The sequence below is a fragment of the Desulfoferrobacter suflitae genome, assembly GCF_022603395.1.
GTDB lineage: Bacteria > Desulfobacterota > Syntrophobacteria > Syntrophobacterales > Syntrophobacteraceae > Desulfoferrobacter > Desulfoferrobacter suflitae.
The window spans coordinates 21,419-37,525 of the sequence record NZ_JAIBKA010000005.1; the positions used below are offsets into that span (position 1 = coordinate 21,419).

A 16,107-nucleotide genomic window follows, 5' to 3' on the forward strand; every position below is an offset into this window, starting at 1 on the left:
TACCAATTGGTCATGGCAATTGCGTGTCATCTCTTGCACCTTGACTGCGGCACTCCCCTGCGTGCTAAATTTTCCATCATGTGCTTGTCTTAACTCACTAAACCCAAATCCCAAACCGAATCCTTGGATTCTTCCCTTCGCAGGGCCTAAACAAGGTCTTGAGCGCACCGTAAATGGGGTGCCCCCTGGCCTGTTGTGCAATTCTTGCCGCGATACTTCTCGGCACCCACCCCAGTTGCCCTTCATTTTCGCTGCCGGTTGCTCCGATCCAGCGGCCGATCACCCGGATGGCGTTGGGGTCGTGCGGGTCTCCGGGGTCGCGTTCGAGTATGAGGGAGCGGTTGCGGCCTGAAATGAAAGCGGTGGTGTTCGCCAGAGATTCATTAAAGGTTACGCCGGCGACAGGCACATCGCGCACCAGCAGGTGAATAAGCTTTCCGGTTACCGGCGGCTTGAACCTGATCCTCACGATATTTTCGGCATCCCAGCGCAGCCGGTACTCTTCTCCAGGCTCCACATGGAAGGGGGAGTTGACGATGCGAAGGTCACCGGGCAACCGGCCGTCAAGGGGTGCGGCCAGGTCCGGCGTGAATGGAACGGCTTCGCAGGCATCACAATTTCCTCCCTCCAGGCACTTGCCGCCGCAGACCTCCAGCAGCTGCTTGAAAATCCGTATCCGCTCGACGCAGATATTCATTCGGAGCTTCTCATCGTCCCCGAACATGGGCTGCAGCTCGGAGAAAAGCTCTTCCGGTCCGCTTATGCCGCTTCTGACCATTCTGATCAGCTCGGCGGTGGGGATAAGGCAAAGATACCCAACGACAGATGCGTCATGCTCCCGGTGGTTTTTCCTGAATAAGTTGTGGATCGAGAAGGGGAGCGTCGAGCTCAGTTCAAGGTGCCCGAGCAGAACGTGGCCTATTTCATGGCCCAAAACGAGGATTTGAAGAGCCTCGGATCGATCCGTATTGATCCGGATAACCGGCCCTCCGTCCCAGTAGGCCGAGGAGTGCCTCACTTTCGGATCATGTATCAGTTTTGCTCCGAGTTGCTCGCGCCACGCAACCAGGTCCTCTATCGACAACGCTTTACGATTGAAAAACGGGTACTTGCTCTGGACAGCAACAATGTGATCATAGAGCATTCCAGGCCCCTCCCAAGCTCGATGCTCTTCAATTCCTATTTCCTGAGCTTACCTACCTGGTCCAATACGTACTGTTGGGTTTCTTCCCAGAAGTCATAAGCCGATAACTCGCCGGCGAGATATTCCTGCCACCCCGGCGGATAGATTCCAACCGAATCTATGATGGCCGTCATAAAATTGGGAAAGCCCACGGCCCTCGCCGCTTCGTCGGCAATGAGGCGGGCGGCCAATTTGTTGTTATGACCGACCATATCGAGCTTATCTTGAAAAGGAACCGGCTTTTCATCTCTTCGAGCCGGTTTGGTTTGCGAGCTCAGGATCTCGCGACCCCTTGCCAGAATTTCTTCACAGCTGAGCCCAAAGAAAGCGGCGATGCTTTCCTGCAAATCGAGGCTGGCGCCCATCTTGCCTACGAATACGAAGTTCACATTTTGTCAATGCGAAGCCGCTCATATTTTGTCATTTCGAGCGCCCCAAGGATTTCTCGTCGTCCAATAAAAGACTGGACTCCTCGAAATGACACCCCGTACAATCGCTCAGATTAGGGATAAAAAACAGTGTCTCGCCCTTCGGAGTTCCATGCTGCTGCATCATCTTTCCCGCGAAATCGCATGTTCCCGAAGCCACGCGGCTAAGCCCTCTTGCTGGATCTCACCTTTGCCAAGACGTTCGAAAAGGATGACACGATCCGGGCCACTGGCCTTTAACTGAAAGCCATGAAGCCGCAAGAAGAGCATACAAACAACGTAAGCCGTCCTCTTGTTCCCATCCAAAAAAGAATGATTGCGTGCTATCCCGTCAGCATAGGTTGCGGCCAAGTCAAAAACATCCGGATCGCCGTACGCTTCAAGCTGCATCGGTCGAGCCAGAGCGCTTTCCAGAAGTCGTATATTCCTGACACCATTAGCCCCGCCATGCTCGGCGATCTGCTGGTCGTGAATGGCCAGGACAACTGCCGGATCAATCCAGGTCCAGTTCATCGTTTGGACAACTCGCGTAGCACAGCCCGATCTTCACGCATGATAGCCTCAGCTGCCGCCATCTGCTTGGCAAAATTCACGTCCATCGGCGTGATCCTGTATCCATCTTCGGCGTCGGTCAGATATATTGTGTCGCCTTCCTCGACCTTGAGCCGCGCCAAGACTTCTTTAGGGAGAACCAGCCCGAGCGAGTTACCAATCTTGCGAACCTTCAGAGCTTGCATCTTCATCACCTCCGTGTCGCCATTGACAGCAATGTTGCTACGCAAGTTATAACTTCATATACTGGTGAGTGTCAAGCTGTGCATATTTTCGCTCGTAGTGTCATTTCGAGCGAAGCGAGAAATCTTTGATGCACCCTATAGATTCCTTGTCACGCGATCGCGTGACTCGGAACGACAGGCAGAGAGGGCGCGGCTCTCCCGTTGTAGTAGGAGCGGAATGATGATCCTTTGCTCGTGCGATCCGGACTGCAAAACTCCTGCTTTTGCAGTGTTCCGCGATGTCAAGCTCGTCCAATGGGTGCTGCTAAAAACCGGTAGGCGTGGACGGATCGACGCATCATGCCGGACATAAAAGGAATCATCGATACCTGGCGGCCGGCGCTGCTGGTCATCGAAAACCAATATCTGCCGGGCGGTCCGGAGGCCGCCAGACGATTCAAAGCGGTGTCTCAGCTGGTCGCCGCCCGCGCCACCATAGCCGCTGTCTTTGCCATGTCCGACATCGGCCATCGGCTTGTTGAATCGTTCGCATGGCAGAGGTCCCTCGGCGGTGCGGAACTTGGCAGAGACCAGCTCAAACGCCGCTCGATCCTGAAGGCCGGCGACATTGCCGGAGCAAGGATCGACAACCACAAGGTCGCAGACGCCATCAACATCGGCTATTGGTTTGCCAGCCAGAATCGGCTCACAAGATCAATCACTGATTAAAAAGATTTGACAGATATTCCACAAAGGTTATATTCCATCCATGGCATGGGTAGTCGAATACACAGATGAATTTGGAGATTGGTGGGACAACCTCAGTGAGGCGGAACGGATAGATGTCGATGCCTAGGTGGTTGTCTTTATGGATGCCATTTTTTCTACTCCGCCTCGAGCTCCTGTTGATGACCTAATGCCCATTCCCGTGCCTCCGCAATTTCATCCTTCCTGATCGGTCCGAGCACATCCAGCGTATCAATTTCCACCAAGCAATTGCGACCATCGGCCAAACCCACATGAAAATGTGGCGGCATATGGTCCCTCGGCCTGGTTATGATGCGGGGGTTTAAATCTTTTGATCGTCGGCATAGGTTATGATAGTGCAACCATTGCACTCGATCAAGTTAAAGACAAATTCGTGCCGGGGCTGATGACTGGGTGGAGATTGCCACCTATGCAAAAGCCAAGGAAACCTGGTTCAGAGAATTTCTGGACTTGCCGGGAGGCGTACCCTCCCATGACACCTTCGGAAGAGTGTTCGCGCTACTCGATCCCGATGCAATTGGGAAAATCTAATTAACAAGCATATATTCAAAATTACTGACCACTTGCGCGGCTGTTTTGGTTGCGATTTTCGTCACCCCATCTAATCAAAAATCCCCCCGCGGCATACAATGCCGTATTATCACAAGGGCTCAATGCACACTTGAGCTTTGCATCGTGAGCAAGGCGGTGGCTGCCCCGGCGCTGGCGACGGCCAAGACAGACATGGTGGTAACAACCCCATAAACCGGAACCAGGAATAATGATGCTACGACGGCTCCCGATGCGGCACCAATCAAATCGACGCCGTAGAGGTGACCGGCAAGTGCTGCCGAGGCACTCCCAAAACCGGCAATCACTCTTATTCCCAGAGCAAAATGCACCCCTCCCAGCACGCCTGCCGCCATGGCCAGGATTGCGAAGATGACGGATGCCGACACCCCGCCAACCAAGCCGCCGGAGCCATCGTGCATCACGAACAGGATCTTCAGAACACCCAGAACGTACAGCGCGAAGATGATCTGCACGCCGGCGAGCCAAAGCGCGGCCCTTCTGATTCTTACGGCGAGAAGAGAGTCCAGCAGTGCACCGCAGGCTGCGCCCGCCATATACAGAGTCACAATCAGGGACAGTTGCCGGTAAACAAACCCCTGCATGACCTGGAAACTGAGCAGCAGCAGGATTTCCAGAATCAGCTGGGCCGCGCCCATGATCATTACACTCACTTGGCATGTCGTCTCACACCCCAGCACTCCCCTCCAGGAAAACACGGCCAGAACAGCCAAAGCGGCCGTCAAAACGATCCAGAGCCACCGCCGGGGAACACTGGAGAGGCCTATCAGAACCTGTTCCAGTCCCGGATGAAGCTGAAAGGCCCACAGCAGTAAATTGTTGAAGTAGCAGGTGGGGGAAAAATCCCTGTTCAGGCTCTGCGGAAGACTTTGCGCCAGGATACTCGCCAAGTAATTCAACCGCATGGGATTCAGATAATCCAGCAAATAGGATTCCTGCAGATGGCGCAGATGGAGACCCCGTTCTGCCATGCGCCGCAGCAGTTCGCGCGCATCGGATACCAGCAAACCTTGTTGCCTTGTGGAAAAAAATCTTGCAGAATCAAGCAGATAAACGGTGACATCAGGGAAAACCGCCTGCAGAGTGTCGTACAGGGAACGCAAAAAGCGGACTTGCACCGGCCCAAGAAAATCGGAAGCAGAGACGTCAAAGGAGAGCAATCCGCCCGGGCTCAACCTGCGGCCGAGCTTTTGAAAAAACTCCAGCGTATAGAATCGATTCCGCTCCGCGTTCATGGGATCGCCCAGGTTCAGCAGGATCACATCATAGCTCCTGCGGGAATCTCCCATAAACGCAACCGCATCTTCATGATGAAGGTGTACCCGCCGGTCCTTGACGGGCCTCATAAATTTTTCGGGCAAGTATTCATACAACAGGCCGACCATACCGGGGTCCGGATCGACGACATCCAGCCTGGCCAGACTCGAATACTTCAAAAGTTCACCGATCAGTTCCACAGAACCGCCCCCCACGAGCAGCACCTTCTGCGGACGCGGATGCTGGAGCATGGCCAGGTGAACCGCAAACTCCGCAGTCTTTGGGTCCGGTACGGAAAAAAACCACAAGCCGCTTGTAAACAGAGTGTACTGGTTTGCTTCCTGGAGAAGAGCCAGGTTGTTGTAGGGGGTGTCCTGCACGGCGACCAAACCCGCCCCCCATTGCCAGCGATGGCTCAATTCATCCAGGCGATCTGAATTGACGGCGGCGACCGCCGTCGCTAAACCCATTGTCAGCGCGATGATTGCAGTGAGCGGTCGTCTGCCGGTGCTCTCCCGCCAGGGGCGCACGAACAGAAGAACCAGCCCCGAGGTGGCCACGGCCGTGACGCATATCGCCGTGAAATTGGACCCGTAAGGCAGCAACACGAAGTAAAAGAAAAGCCCTCCGGCAGCGGCCCCAAGCGCTTCACCCAAATAGATCATGATGGGCTGCGGTACTCTGGGTTCTTCCGGAGAAGCGCAAACATAGACGTGCCAGCACCAGGCGAACATGCAGCCTGAAACCGTGCAAAAGGCACCCGTCGTCGTAAGGGAAACGGCAATCATCAAACCCGGGCCGACCAATTCACCCAAGGGAATGGACCACAGCAGTCGCGCTGATCTAAGCCACAGCAAAGTCGCGGGCAAGAGGCACGCCAATAGCAGCAGCCCCAACCCGTGGACCGCCGGCCTCAGCGGAAAACGGTGGGCGATTCCGCCCCCGATGCTGCTGCCAACAGCCGTCCACACAAGCCACGCAGTCAAGACCAGTCCCGTCGACAATTCGTTGCCGTAGAAGAGTATCAGCAGTTCTCTCAGGACAACTATCTGCCCTATTCCCGTGGCGAATCCGGTGACGGCTATAGAAATGAATGCAGTACGCCGCACAGTCTGTAATCATCTTTCCAGGTTCGGAAAACAGCGATTTTCAAATGATCCGGATTTACGGATGTCATCCGGAATCCCTGGATCACTGCGGAGCCCGACCCTGGCAATGCGCCACCGCAGCATCCGACATCACTGTTAGAGCTGAAGATACTTGTTGATGAATGCCTTCAGTCCCCTCACATAACGTGCCCCCGAAAGGAGAAACCCGCTGTTGTGGTCGCCGGCAATCTCCAGGAATTCTTTGGGTTCGTTGGCCGCCTGGTAGACTTTCATGCCCAGATCGTAGGGGACAATGTCATCCTCCGGGCTGTGCACTACCAGCACAGGGCAACGTACCCTGGCAATGTAATCGGACGTGCGGTAACTGAACCGCGCCAGCAGTCGGACGGGGAACAAGGGATAGAGCCTGGCGCCAAGGTCGGGGATGGAGGTGAAGGTGGACTCGATCACGAGTGCCCCCGCGACGCGCGTCATGCCCAAATGCGTCGCAACGGCGCCGCCCAGGGAGCGCCCGAAGATAATAATTCTCTCGGGCGCAAAGCCTCTTTCCTGCACCAGGTAGTTCCACGCCGCCTCGGCATCCAGGTAGCTCCCCTGCTCGCTGATTCTTCCTTCACTTCGACCAAATCCGCGATAATCAAAGATGAATGTGTTCAGCCCCAGGTGGTGAAAAATCTTTATGGAATCCAATCGGTCGGAGATGTTCCCTGCATTGCCGTGGCAGAACAGAACAACCATGTCAGATCTTGCCGGTATAAACCAGCCGGTGAGGCTGACTCCGTCCGCAGCGCGAAAGGTAACGGCATCATATGACAAACCGATATCGCCGGGCGTGTGATGAATTCGACCGGTGGGGAAATAGATGAGGTTCGCCTGGAATACAAAAATGAACAGCAGCAGCAACACATAGAGCCCTGCTGCAGACGCCGCGACAGCGATGAAAATATTCATAGGCCTGGGTTTTCGCATCGCACACACGCGAGCTCGGAAAAATATCGATCGATGCGCCGCACTTGCTGCAACCGGCATCACTAACGGCACTTTGCCACGCGACTAAATTCACCACAGTCCGTCATGCTGTCAAGGCGCTCTTGCTTAATCCTTTTTGTTTGCTCCTCGTGACGTATGAGAATACAGTGGTTGCTCTCTGCCTTTCCGATCTAACGACAGCGTGAGGAGTTTGGGTCATGTGTCAATTCTGTCACCAGCATGGTGAGGGGAAGAAGTGGTACTTGCAGGCCAGGAACTATTCCGACGACCTGCTTTCGGACATGAACAGGCGCCGCTATATCCTGGATTTCATAAGCGATGTCGGCAACGGCCATGTGTCTCAGCTGGAAAATGCCTTTCGTCGGGCCATGAAAGCCCCCGCTTGGCTGCGTCATTGCTTCTATGCACTGTATGAAAAACGCTACCGGCGGGACCACTTTGGACAGGTGATCCCCATGGAGGACCTCGAAAAAGTGCTGCAACTGACTAATTCCATCACTCTCCTGCCGTGCATCTGTCGCAAGAATACCAGTGGACGATCGGATGCCGCCTATTGCATCGCCCTCGGAATCGACCCGGAAAAACTGCTCGACGTCAGGGAGGCCTTCCTGGCAACCTTTCGGCCGGGCCCCAATGCCGACACATTTCAGAAATTGACGAGGGACGAAGCGCTCGCACTCCACAAGGGCTTCGAGAAGGAAGGGCTCATCCATACCCTGTGGACATTCAAGACTCCGTTCATTGGTGCCATATGCAATTGTGATCGAGCCGACTGCCTGGCCATGGTGAGCTACCAGTATGAATTTCAGTTGTTTTTCCGAAGTGAATACGTGGGCCGGGTACGCGACACCGCCTGCATCGGCTGCAGGGCCTGCCTGGCGCTATGCCAGTTCGGCGCCATCGGCTATTCCGTCAATCGCCGCAAAGCTTTCATCGATCCTGTGCGCTGCTATGGCTGCGGCATCTGCCGAACCGTTTGCGAACAGCAGGCCATCGAGCTCTCTGCCCGCAACGAACATCCCGTAGCCCGTAAACTTTGGTAGGAGCGCCCCGCCGGGCGCACAAAAGAAAAGCGGGAACTTTGTAAGTTCCCGCTTTCATTGGTTTGGAGGTGGTGGCGGGGCGCAGAATTGAACTGCGGACACGAGGATTTTCAGTCCACTGCTCTACCGACTGAGCTACCCCGCCAAAGCCGCGTTGAACCTACTGGAATAGCCTTTGGATGTCAAGGGTTTTCTACACGGTTTTCTCAAGATATCTGACTCAATCCCGCCGGTTGCGCTTCAGCTGCGCCGATCCATCAGTACCGCGCCACACAATTAAGGGGCCGAATACCATGCTGGGCCGACTAATGAACCCGATAGGATCGTGATTCAACAAACTCGATAAGATCGTCGTTCGCTTCGCTCTCACGATCTATCCCTATTCGTTGGGTTTGGCTGCGCTCAACCCAACCCACGGCCTCCCCCAGTCCGCTGCATTTTGGACATTCTATTGAGTTGTTCCGTCCAGCCGGCGTGACCGCAGTACATCGGAATAGCATCAAACGGGTATGCTCGGACAGGTTATTGCGACTTGTCGGTTCCATCCTTTTCGCTATCCGTGTCATTCAGGTCGATGAACAATCCCTCCAGGTCCTCTTCCGAAAGCTCGATGATGTGGTCATCCGCTTCCTTCGTGCGACGCCTGGCCTGTGTACTGGGATCATCAATCTGTCCTGATCGATCGTCAACACTCTTGGCATCGGCCGGTTGCGGCGTTAAGGTTTCGTCCATTGCTTCATCCAGAAACGACCAGTCGGCCAATTCGTCGGTCAGTTCAATGGAGAGGTCTGTCGTATCGGATGAGTCGGATGGAGCACCGGGAGAGGGTGAAGTTTCCGGCTCTTCGTGGAATGCAGCGGGAATTTCATCCACCGTTTCCCGCGATTCCATGGAAAACAGATCCGCCGTGTTTTCTCCCGAATCCGGGCGCAATTCCTCAAACCCTGCAAATGCCGACACCTCCTCCGAGCTCTGCCCATCAACCGCCTGAGGTTTTGTTCCCTCTTTCAGCAGGGCCCCGAGCAAAAATGGATTGGTCGGTTTGACGTGCAGCATGCCCAATTCCTGCCGTATACCGGTAAGGTCCGCATTACATTTCTTGCAATGGGAGAGATAATCAAAACTGTTGTATCCGCATTTCGGGCATCTCATCGGTTGCCACCTCGCTTACCGTCGTGAGCTCAAATCGCCCCAGAGCATCTGGACCACTGCGACGAAGGCAACGGCCGCGGTTTCCAGTCTGAGAATTCTGGGGCCGAGATGGACCGTTCGAAAACCATTGGCGGCAAACTCCTCCAGTTCCCCTTCGGTCCACCCCCCTTCGGGACCTATGACCGTGAGTATTGCGTCGCACACCGGGGTCGATTGCCAGACATCCTGGAGAGCGCTGTTCTGCTCCTCTTCGGAAGCCAGCAGCCGCAGGAAATTTCCAGGTGTGCCCGCTCCCCATTGCGCCGCTATGAACTCCGTCAAATCCGGCACATAAGTGATTCCTGGAACGATCATGCGACCGCACTGACACATGGCTTCACGCGCTATTCGCAGCCAGCGTTCACAACGCTTTCGCGCCCGGGCGTCCGACAGCCCGTACTGGCTTCTCTGTGAACGGTAGCCGACAAACCGATGTACGCCCAGTTCGGTCGCCTGGCGCACCACCTGATCCATCCGATCGGAGCGCGCCATGGCCATGGCGAGCGTCAGTTTCAGAGGCGACTCGTTTCGCAGCGGCTCGCTCTCGTTCACCTGCACCCGCACGGACGTCTTTTGCCCGCCGACAATCACTCCCTTCCAGCCGCGGCCGCGACCGTCGCGCAGCTCCAGAGCGTCTCCCGTGCCCATGCGCAGAACGCTCAGGATATGATGAGCCGTTTGCCCCGTGAGAACAACGCAGCCCTGGTCCGGTTCAACAGTCTCGATGAAGAAGCATCTGCGCGTCACGGATCACCGGCTGTTCTGCTATTTGCCAAGCACTTCATAGAGATACCAGGCATAGATGCGCTGCCCCCAGAAAAGATAGCACACCGCTCCAAGCGCCAGGAAAGGACCAAAGGGAAGCATCGTCGTGAGGCCCTTGCGGCTGCGCCACATGACGGCGAAGCCGACCAGTGCGCCTGTCAGCGAAGCCGCGAAAACCGTGAACATGGCCCCCGACCAGCCGGTGAAGGCACCAATCATTGCCAGCAGCTTGATGTCCCCGCCTCCGAGTCCCTCTTGATGACGAACATAATGATATCCTACGGCAATCAAATAAAAAAAACCGCCGCCCAAAAGAATGCCCAAAAGGGAATCGAGCCAGGCAACGGCGGGGGTAAAAAAGGAGCCGATCAACCCAAGCCCGATTCCCGGCAGGGACAAGACGTCGGGGATGGTGAGGGTGTCGAGATCAATGAAGGTGATCAGCACCAATAGAGAAACGAAGCAGAATTCCACAAAAAGCTGCGGCTGAAATCCATAGCGGCGGAACAAAAGGAGGGCGAGCAGACCCGTAATCCCTTCGACCAGCGGATAGCGCAGCGCAATATGCTGCCTGCAGTAGGCGCACCTGCCGGCCAATACCAGGTAACTGACAAGCGGTATGTTATTGTAAAAAGCAATGGGCTTTCCGCAATGGGGGCAATGGGAGCCGGGCCGAACAATGGATTCCTGCCTGGGAAGACGATGAATGATGACGTTGTAAAAACTTCCCAGGCAGCAGCCGATCAGAAAAACGGCCAGTTGCTGCAGCGCGAAAGCAGCATTCTCCGCCATTAACCCGCTTCCCCTTTCCCCGTCGAACCGTTTTCGGGAATATCGTCGGCTTCATACTTACATTCCGGATTGGGGCAAACCCATTTCACTTTGCCCCCTCTGAGCTTTTTTTCAAGCAAAATGGGTGAATGACACACGGGGCACGATTTTGCCACCGGCTGGTTCCAAAACAAACTGTTGCATTCCGGGTAGTTGCTGCAGCCGTAAAAGCGGCGCCCCTTCTTGCTGACCCGCTCCACCAGCTGGCCATCGCAGCCTTGCCGCGGGCAGGGAACTCCGATTCCCACACTGCGGGTGTTCTTGCATTCCGGATAGCCGCTGCAAGCCAGGAATTCACCGAAACGTCCCGACTTCAGAATCATGGGACGTCCGCACTTGTCACAGACCTCTTCGGTAGCTCGGTCGGTGCGCAGCTGGATTCGCCCCTTCTCGTCCCGTTCGTAATCCGAGGTAAACGAGCAGTCCGGGTAGGTGCTGCAGGCCAGAAACGGGCCGTGTCGGCTCCACTTGATGTGCAGTGGATGCCCGCTCTCCGGGCATTTCAAGTCGGTCGGCCAACCCTCTGTTTTGAGGTTGATCATATTGCTCTCGGCCGACTTGAGACTCTTCTGGAACTGACTGTAAAATTCTTCTAACAACTCGACATAGGGGAACTCCGTTCGCTCCACTTCATCCAGGCTGTTTTCCATTTTGGCGGTGAAGTCCACATCCACGATCCTGGGGAAATTTTTCACCACCAGGTTGTTCACCATCAGGCCCAATTCCGTGGGTTTGAGTCGCTGTCGATCGAGGGTAACGTATTCGCGGTCCAGGATAGTGGAGAGTATGGCCGCATAGGTACTCGGCCTGCCGATCCCCAGTTCCTCCAATTCCTTGATGAGGCTGGCCTCGGAAAAGCGTGGGGGAGGTTGTGTGAAATGCTGTCTGGGATCTAATTTCACCAGTTCAAGAACCTGACCTTCATGGAGCTCGGGCAATCGGTCCTCGGCCTTTCCGCCGTTACTCTCATCTTCCTGGCTCTCCACATAAATCGACATGAACCCGGGAAACTCGATCACGGAGCCGGAAGCACGAAACACATATTCACCCGCACTGATGTCGACGGCGGTTTGAGCAATTCTTGCCGGGGCCATCTGGCAGGCCACAAACCTCTGCCAAATCAAAGTGTAGAGCCGCAACTGCTCTTTACTCAGATAGCGCGAGACGGCTTCGGGGGTACGCTTCACATCGGTCGGACGGATCGCCTCGTGAGCATCCTGCGCTGCTTTTTGGGCCTTGTAGGCTACCGGTTTGGAGGGGAGGTAGTCTTTGCCGTATTCCGCCTGAATGTAATCCCTGGCCGCGGCCACTGCTTCCTGGGACAGGCGGGTGGAATCGGTGCGCATGTAGGTGATCAAGCCAACCGCGCCCTGATCGCCGAGCTCGATGCCTTCATAGAGTCTCTGGGCCACTCCCATGGTTCTGCGGGCCGGAAACCTGAGCTTTCTCGCCGCTTCCTGCTGCAGAGTGCTGGTGATGAAGGGGGGAGCAGGCGATCGGCGCCTCATCTTCTGTTCTACTTTGGTCACCTTGAACGGCAACGACCGGATCGCGTCAACCAGTTTGTGGGCTTCTGTGCCCGTGGAAATCTTGCACTTTTTGTTGCCGCAACGGGCGAGCTGTGCGCTGAAACCCTGCGACGGGCCGTGCGACTGCTTGTCTACGCCCGCTTCAAGGTCCGCACCAATAGTCCAGTATTCCTCCGGATCGAAGGCCTGGATCTCCTTTTCCCGCTCACAAACCAGGCGCAATGCCACCGACTGAACTCTTCCGGCACTCAATCCCCGCTTTACTTTGGACCACAGCAAAGGAGAGATCAGATAGCCCACAAGGCGGTCCAGGATGCGCCTGGCCTGCTGCGCTTCATACAGGGACTTGTTGAGAGGGCTTGGGTGTTCCAGAGATTGTTTGATGGCCTTTTGGGTTAGTTCGTAAAAAAGCACTCGGTGAATCGGTTTCCCGTCCTGTTGCATCTCCTCGGCGATATGCCAGGCAATGGCTTCCCCTTCTCGATCCGGGTCCGGTCCAAGATAAATGGCGTCGGCTTTGGCCGCAGCCTTGTTCAATTCATTAATGATCTTCTTTTTGCCCCTGATAACCCGATATTCCGGAAGAAAACGTTTTTCCAGATCGATTCCCAGTTTGTTTTTCGGCAAGTCTTTGACATGGCCGACGGAAGCTTTAACGATAAAGTCCTTGCCGAGATAGCGTTCCAGGGTTTTGGCCTTAGTGGGAGACTCCACAATCAACAACGATTTCGACATGAATATTCCTTGGCAATTCTATTTATGGATGTTGTCATCACAACGCACGAAAAATTTTCCCGGAAGCTGCTGAACGCAACCCTTCAGTTCCAGATTAAGTAGGATAACCATCACCTCCGCCGCCGGCAATTGCAGTGCCCGACATAGGTCGTCAGCGTGCCTGGGATGCTGGTCCAAAACATTGAGCAGCCTGGCTTCGTCACCACTCAGATCGGGTGGTGCCGCGGTCGTCCTCGAAGTAGTGGTGAAATTGCCGCTGACGCGAATCAGCGGGCGGAGTTCCTCCAGCACGTCCTCGGCACTCTCCACCAGCTTGGCTCCCTGTTTCAGCAGGCGATGCGGGCCGACACTGCGGTAATGGCGCGCCATGCCCGGCACAGCAAACACCTCGCGGCCCTGCTCCAGGGCGAAGCGAGCCGTAATGAGGGAGCCGCTGCGATGGGCTGCTTCCACCACCACAACACCCAGAGACAGACCGCTTATGATGCGGTTGCGCATGGGGAAATTACCGGCGGACGGCAGCGTTTCCAGGGGAAATTCGCTCAACAAGGCACCGGCTTTGATGATTTGCCCGCGCAGGGCACGGTTGATTCTGGGATACTCGATGTCCAATCCACACCCAAGAACCGCCAGAGTTCTGCCCTTGCCGCGCAGAGCGCCACGATGCGCTGCGCTGTCGATGCCCACAGCAAGACCGCTCACAATAGTGACCCCATATTGCGAAAGGTCCATGCACAGCCGCTCCGTAAAAGCGATGCCGAGCGGTGAGGCGGCCCTTGAACCCACCACCGAGACGGAAACCAGGTCCCTTGCTTCAATCGTGCCCTTGACAAAGAGCACCGCGGGAGGGTCCGGAATGGCGCGCAAATTTGCCGGATAGTCGGCATCGTTCAGGCAGAGGAGCTGAACTTGTTGATCCTGCAGCCTCTTAAATTCAAACTCGGGAGAGCGCATGGTTGCTTTTTTCAGCAGCGCCTGTTTTGCTTTGTCGCGCAACCCGGGCACACCGGCCACCGCCTTCGGAGCGGCCCTCAATACGCCGAGAGGCGACCCAAAGTGCTCTATGAGCCGCAATATGGAGCGATTTCCCAAGCCGGGGATCAAAGTGAGTGTCAGCCAGGCAATTCTTTCCTCTTCACCAATTCCGGTCATAGCTTCCATCGGGACCTATCTGCCATTCAAGTTGGCAATAACTTCCCCATCACCTATCCTCGACAAACGCGCCCTGTTTTGAGCAGAAGAGCTGAAACCAGGATGCAGGTATTGGAAGGACCACTTGCCTCACCTGCTCCAAACCTTCTGCAGGGAAAATGCATGACGAGTAACTTGTCGAGCACGGATTACGCTGCATTGCATCTTGTTTTCGGTCACGTTGACATGATAACTACAGATGCCGGTCCCATTTGTCAAATTGATGCTGCACAGCTGCCAACAGAATACAGTGGAGCCAGCCCCGCAAAATGCCAACATCTCTCGCAAGGATCGCAAGGTGAGCCAGCAAGACGGCCCAGGAACATTCGCCAAACCCGAGCTACTCGCCCCCGCCGGCAGTCTGGAAAAGGCGCAGATCGCTTTCGCCTATGGAGCAGACGCCGTTTATGCGGGGGGCACCAATTTCAGTCTGCGCGCCTCGGCGCGCAACCTGAACCGCGAGGAACTTGCCGCCCTGTGTTTCTCCGCACATAAACTCGGCAGGAAGGTTTATGTTGCCGTGAACACCTTTGCGCGCAATCGAGATCTCACTGCGCTTCCCCCGTACCTTGAATACCTGCAGGATATTCAAGTAGACGCACTCATCCTAAGCGATCCCGGTGTGCTCCTCCTGGCAAAACAATGGGCCCCCGATGTGTCCCTGCACCTGAGCACCCAGGCGAACACCACCAACAGCCTGAGCGTTGCGTTCTGGGGCAAACAGGGTATCAGGCGGGTGAACCTTGCACGCGAGCTGAGCTACTCAGAAGTTCAGACCATTCGCAAAGAGACGGCAATGGAATTGGAAGTATTTGTCCACGGGGCCATGTGCGTCTCCTATTCCGGCCGCTGCCTGCTCAGCGCCATACTCAATCGGCGCAGCGCCAATCTTGGGCGTTGCACGCAGCCGTGTCGCTGGTCGTACCGCCTGGTAGAGGAGAAGCGGCCCGGACAATATTTCCCCATTCAGCAAGACCAGAGCGGCACTTACATATTCAATTCCAAAGACCTCTGCCTGATCGAAGAGCTTGACCAACTGATGGAGTTGGGAATTGACGCCCTCAAGATCGAGGGCCGCATGAAGGGTGCACTGTATCTGGCAAACGTCATTCGCACTTACCGCCAGGCCATCGACCACTGCTGTGACGCAGCGGGCAGCTATGTGGTGCGCCGCGACTGGGTGGACGACCTGGCGCGGGTGAGCCACCGTCCGTACACCAAGGGGATGCTTTTTCCCGAGCCCCGAGAAACCACAGGGGACGTATCTCCTTCCACTTCCTACGTACAGACCCACACGCTGGCCGGCATCGTGAGGCCTTTCCCCGAATCCCGATGGGAACCGGAGAACGTCCTGCTACGAAACACCACCGGCTGGGTGTGCATGGAAGTGCGCAGTCCTCTGAAAGAGGGAAGCGTCGTGGAGTTCCTCTACCCGGACGGACGAACTCTGCCGCTGACTTTAAATTCCTTTGAAGACCTCCTTGGAAACAGGCTCCAGGTAGCTCATCCCAATAGCTGGATCCGCTTCCCGGCACCCCTGGAAGTCTTCCCGCTGCAGGTTGTGAGTGCCCGCAGGAGCCGCGCCGCCTAATGGCAATTGTCCTTGGGCCTCATGCCAATGCAAATCCCGGTGCAAGTCCTCTGCAGCCTTTCAGGTCAACACCGCCGCGGTGAGATTGTCTGAGTTGGTTTTGCAGACGCTACGATCCCCAAAAACAAAGTCGGGTTGCCTCCGGCAACCCGACTTTGTTTTATCATCCGCCTATGGGATCGATCTATCTTTTTACAGTTTCAAGGAACA

The 16,107-nt window shown here is 55.7% G+C and carries 15 protein-coding genes, 1 tRNA gene and 1 pseudogene; 4 read left to right on the forward strand and 13 right to left on the reverse strand.

Annotated elements, in window-relative coordinates; all coding sequences use genetic code 11:
- Nucleotides 1-97 precede the first annotated feature (97 nt).
- The 4 genes from K1V27_RS09840 to K1V27_RS09855 form a co-directional block, all read right to left on the reverse strand.
- A complete protein-coding gene (locus K1V27_RS09840; protein ID WP_258929823.1) occupies nucleotides 98-1,144 on the reverse strand; it encodes an ImmA/IrrE family metallo-endopeptidase in 1,047 nt (348 codons plus the stop codon).
- 35 nt (nucleotides 1,145-1,179) lie between these two features.
- Nucleotides 1,180-1,572, reverse strand: a complete 393-nt coding sequence (locus tag K1V27_RS09845) for a hypothetical protein (protein ID WP_258929824.1) — start codon at nucleotides 1,570-1,572, stop codon at nucleotides 1,180-1,182.
- A 162-nt stretch (nucleotides 1,573-1,734) separates the two neighbouring features.
- Nucleotides 1,735-2,124: a type II toxin-antitoxin system death-on-curing family toxin gene (locus tag K1V27_RS09850; protein WP_258929825.1), complete on the reverse strand. Its 390-nt coding sequence runs from the start codon at nucleotides 2,122-2,124 to the stop codon at nucleotides 1,735-1,737.
- Nucleotides 2,121-2,348 carry an AbrB/MazE/SpoVT family DNA-binding domain-containing protein gene (locus K1V27_RS09855; RefSeq protein ID WP_353740559.1) on the reverse strand — a complete coding sequence of 76 codons (228 nt, stop codon included), beginning with the start codon at nucleotides 2,346-2,348 and terminating at the stop codon, nucleotides 2,121-2,123. The genes K1V27_RS09850 and K1V27_RS09855 overlap by 4 nt, the downstream gene beginning before the upstream one ends.
- Nucleotides 2,349-2,687: 339 nt before the next feature.
- Between K1V27_RS09855 and K1V27_RS09860 the strand changes: the two genes are divergently transcribed.
- Nucleotides 2,688-3,056 carry a hypothetical protein gene (locus tag K1V27_RS09860; protein ID WP_258929827.1) on the forward strand — a complete coding sequence of 123 codons (369 nt, stop codon included), beginning with the start codon at nucleotides 2,688-2,690 and terminating at the stop codon, nucleotides 3,054-3,056.
- 155 nt (nucleotides 3,057-3,211) lie between these two features.
- Here the strand turns inward: K1V27_RS09860 and K1V27_RS09865 are convergent, their stop codons facing one another.
- On the reverse strand, nucleotides 3,212-3,364 hold the full coding sequence (locus K1V27_RS09865; protein WP_258929828.1) for a DUF4160 domain-containing protein: 153 nt from the start codon (nucleotides 3,362-3,364) through the stop codon (nucleotides 3,212-3,214).
- A gap of 100 nt (nucleotides 3,365-3,464) precedes the next feature.
- On the opposite strand from K1V27_RS09865, the pseudogene K1V27_RS09870 reads away from it, so the two are divergent.
- Nucleotides 3,465-3,614 (forward strand): annotated as a pseudogene (locus tag K1V27_RS09870) (transposase family protein); the annotation flags it as partial.
- Between the two features lie 131 nt (nucleotides 3,615-3,745).
- Here the strand turns inward: K1V27_RS09870 and K1V27_RS09875 are convergent.
- Together K1V27_RS09875 and K1V27_RS09880 are read right to left on the reverse strand one after the other, a co-directional pair.
- Nucleotides 3,746-6,031, reverse strand: a complete 2,286-nt coding sequence (locus K1V27_RS09875) for a spermine/spermidine synthase domain-containing protein (protein ID WP_258929829.1) — start codon at nucleotides 6,029-6,031, stop codon at nucleotides 3,746-3,748.
- A gap of 135 nt (nucleotides 6,032-6,166) precedes the next feature.
- On the reverse strand, nucleotides 6,167-6,982 hold the full coding sequence (locus K1V27_RS09880) for an alpha/beta hydrolase (protein WP_258929830.1): 816 nt from the start codon (nucleotides 6,980-6,982) through the stop codon (nucleotides 6,167-6,169).
- Nucleotides 6,983-7,218: 236 nt separating this feature from the next.
- On the opposite strand from K1V27_RS09880, the gene K1V27_RS09885 reads away from it, so the two are divergent.
- Nucleotides 7,219-8,064 (forward strand): 4Fe-4S dicluster domain-containing protein, encoded by an 846-nt coding sequence (locus tag K1V27_RS09885; RefSeq protein WP_258929831.1) that lies wholly within the window; start codon nucleotides 7,219-7,221, stop codon nucleotides 8,062-8,064.
- A 69-nt stretch (nucleotides 8,065-8,133) separates the two neighbouring features.
- On the opposite strand, the gene K1V27_RS09890 is transcribed toward K1V27_RS09885, so the two are convergent.
- From K1V27_RS09890 to dprA, 6 genes are all read right to left on the reverse strand, one after another.
- Nucleotides 8,134-8,209, reverse strand: a tRNA-Phe gene (locus K1V27_RS09890).
- A 377-nt stretch (nucleotides 8,210-8,586) separates the two neighbouring features.
- A complete protein-coding gene (locus K1V27_RS09895) occupies nucleotides 8,587-9,216 on the reverse strand; it encodes a hypothetical protein (protein WP_258929832.1) in 630 nt (209 codons plus the stop codon).
- A gap of 15 nt (nucleotides 9,217-9,231) precedes the next feature.
- The gene (locus tag K1V27_RS09900) at nucleotides 9,232-10,002 is read right to left on the reverse strand and encodes a 16S rRNA (uracil(1498)-N(3))-methyltransferase (protein WP_258929833.1); all 771 of its coding nucleotides are present in this window, start codon (nucleotides 10,000-10,002) and stop codon (nucleotides 9,232-9,234) included.
- 18 nt (nucleotides 10,003-10,020) lie between these two features.
- The gene (locus K1V27_RS09905; protein WP_258929834.1) at nucleotides 10,021-10,812 is read right to left on the reverse strand and encodes a prepilin peptidase; all 792 of its coding nucleotides are present in this window, start codon (nucleotides 10,810-10,812) and stop codon (nucleotides 10,021-10,023) included.
- A complete protein-coding gene (topA, locus tag K1V27_RS09910; protein WP_258929835.1) occupies nucleotides 10,812-13,115 on the reverse strand; it encodes a type I DNA topoisomerase in 2,304 nt (767 codons plus the stop codon). Before topA ends, K1V27_RS09905 begins: the two co-directional genes overlap by 1 nt.
- 18 nt (nucleotides 13,116-13,133) lie before the next feature.
- Entirely contained in the window at nucleotides 13,134-14,276 is a 1,143-nt protein-coding gene (dprA, locus tag K1V27_RS09915) for a DNA-processing protein DprA (protein ID WP_258929836.1), read from the reverse strand.
- A gap of 229 nt (nucleotides 14,277-14,505) precedes the next feature.
- On the opposite strand from dprA, the gene K1V27_RS09920 reads away from it, so the two are divergent.
- Entirely contained in the window at nucleotides 14,506-15,897 is a 1,392-nt protein-coding gene (locus K1V27_RS09920; RefSeq protein WP_258929837.1) for a peptidase U32 family protein, read from the forward strand.
- Nucleotides 15,898-16,107 lie beyond the last annotated feature (210 nt).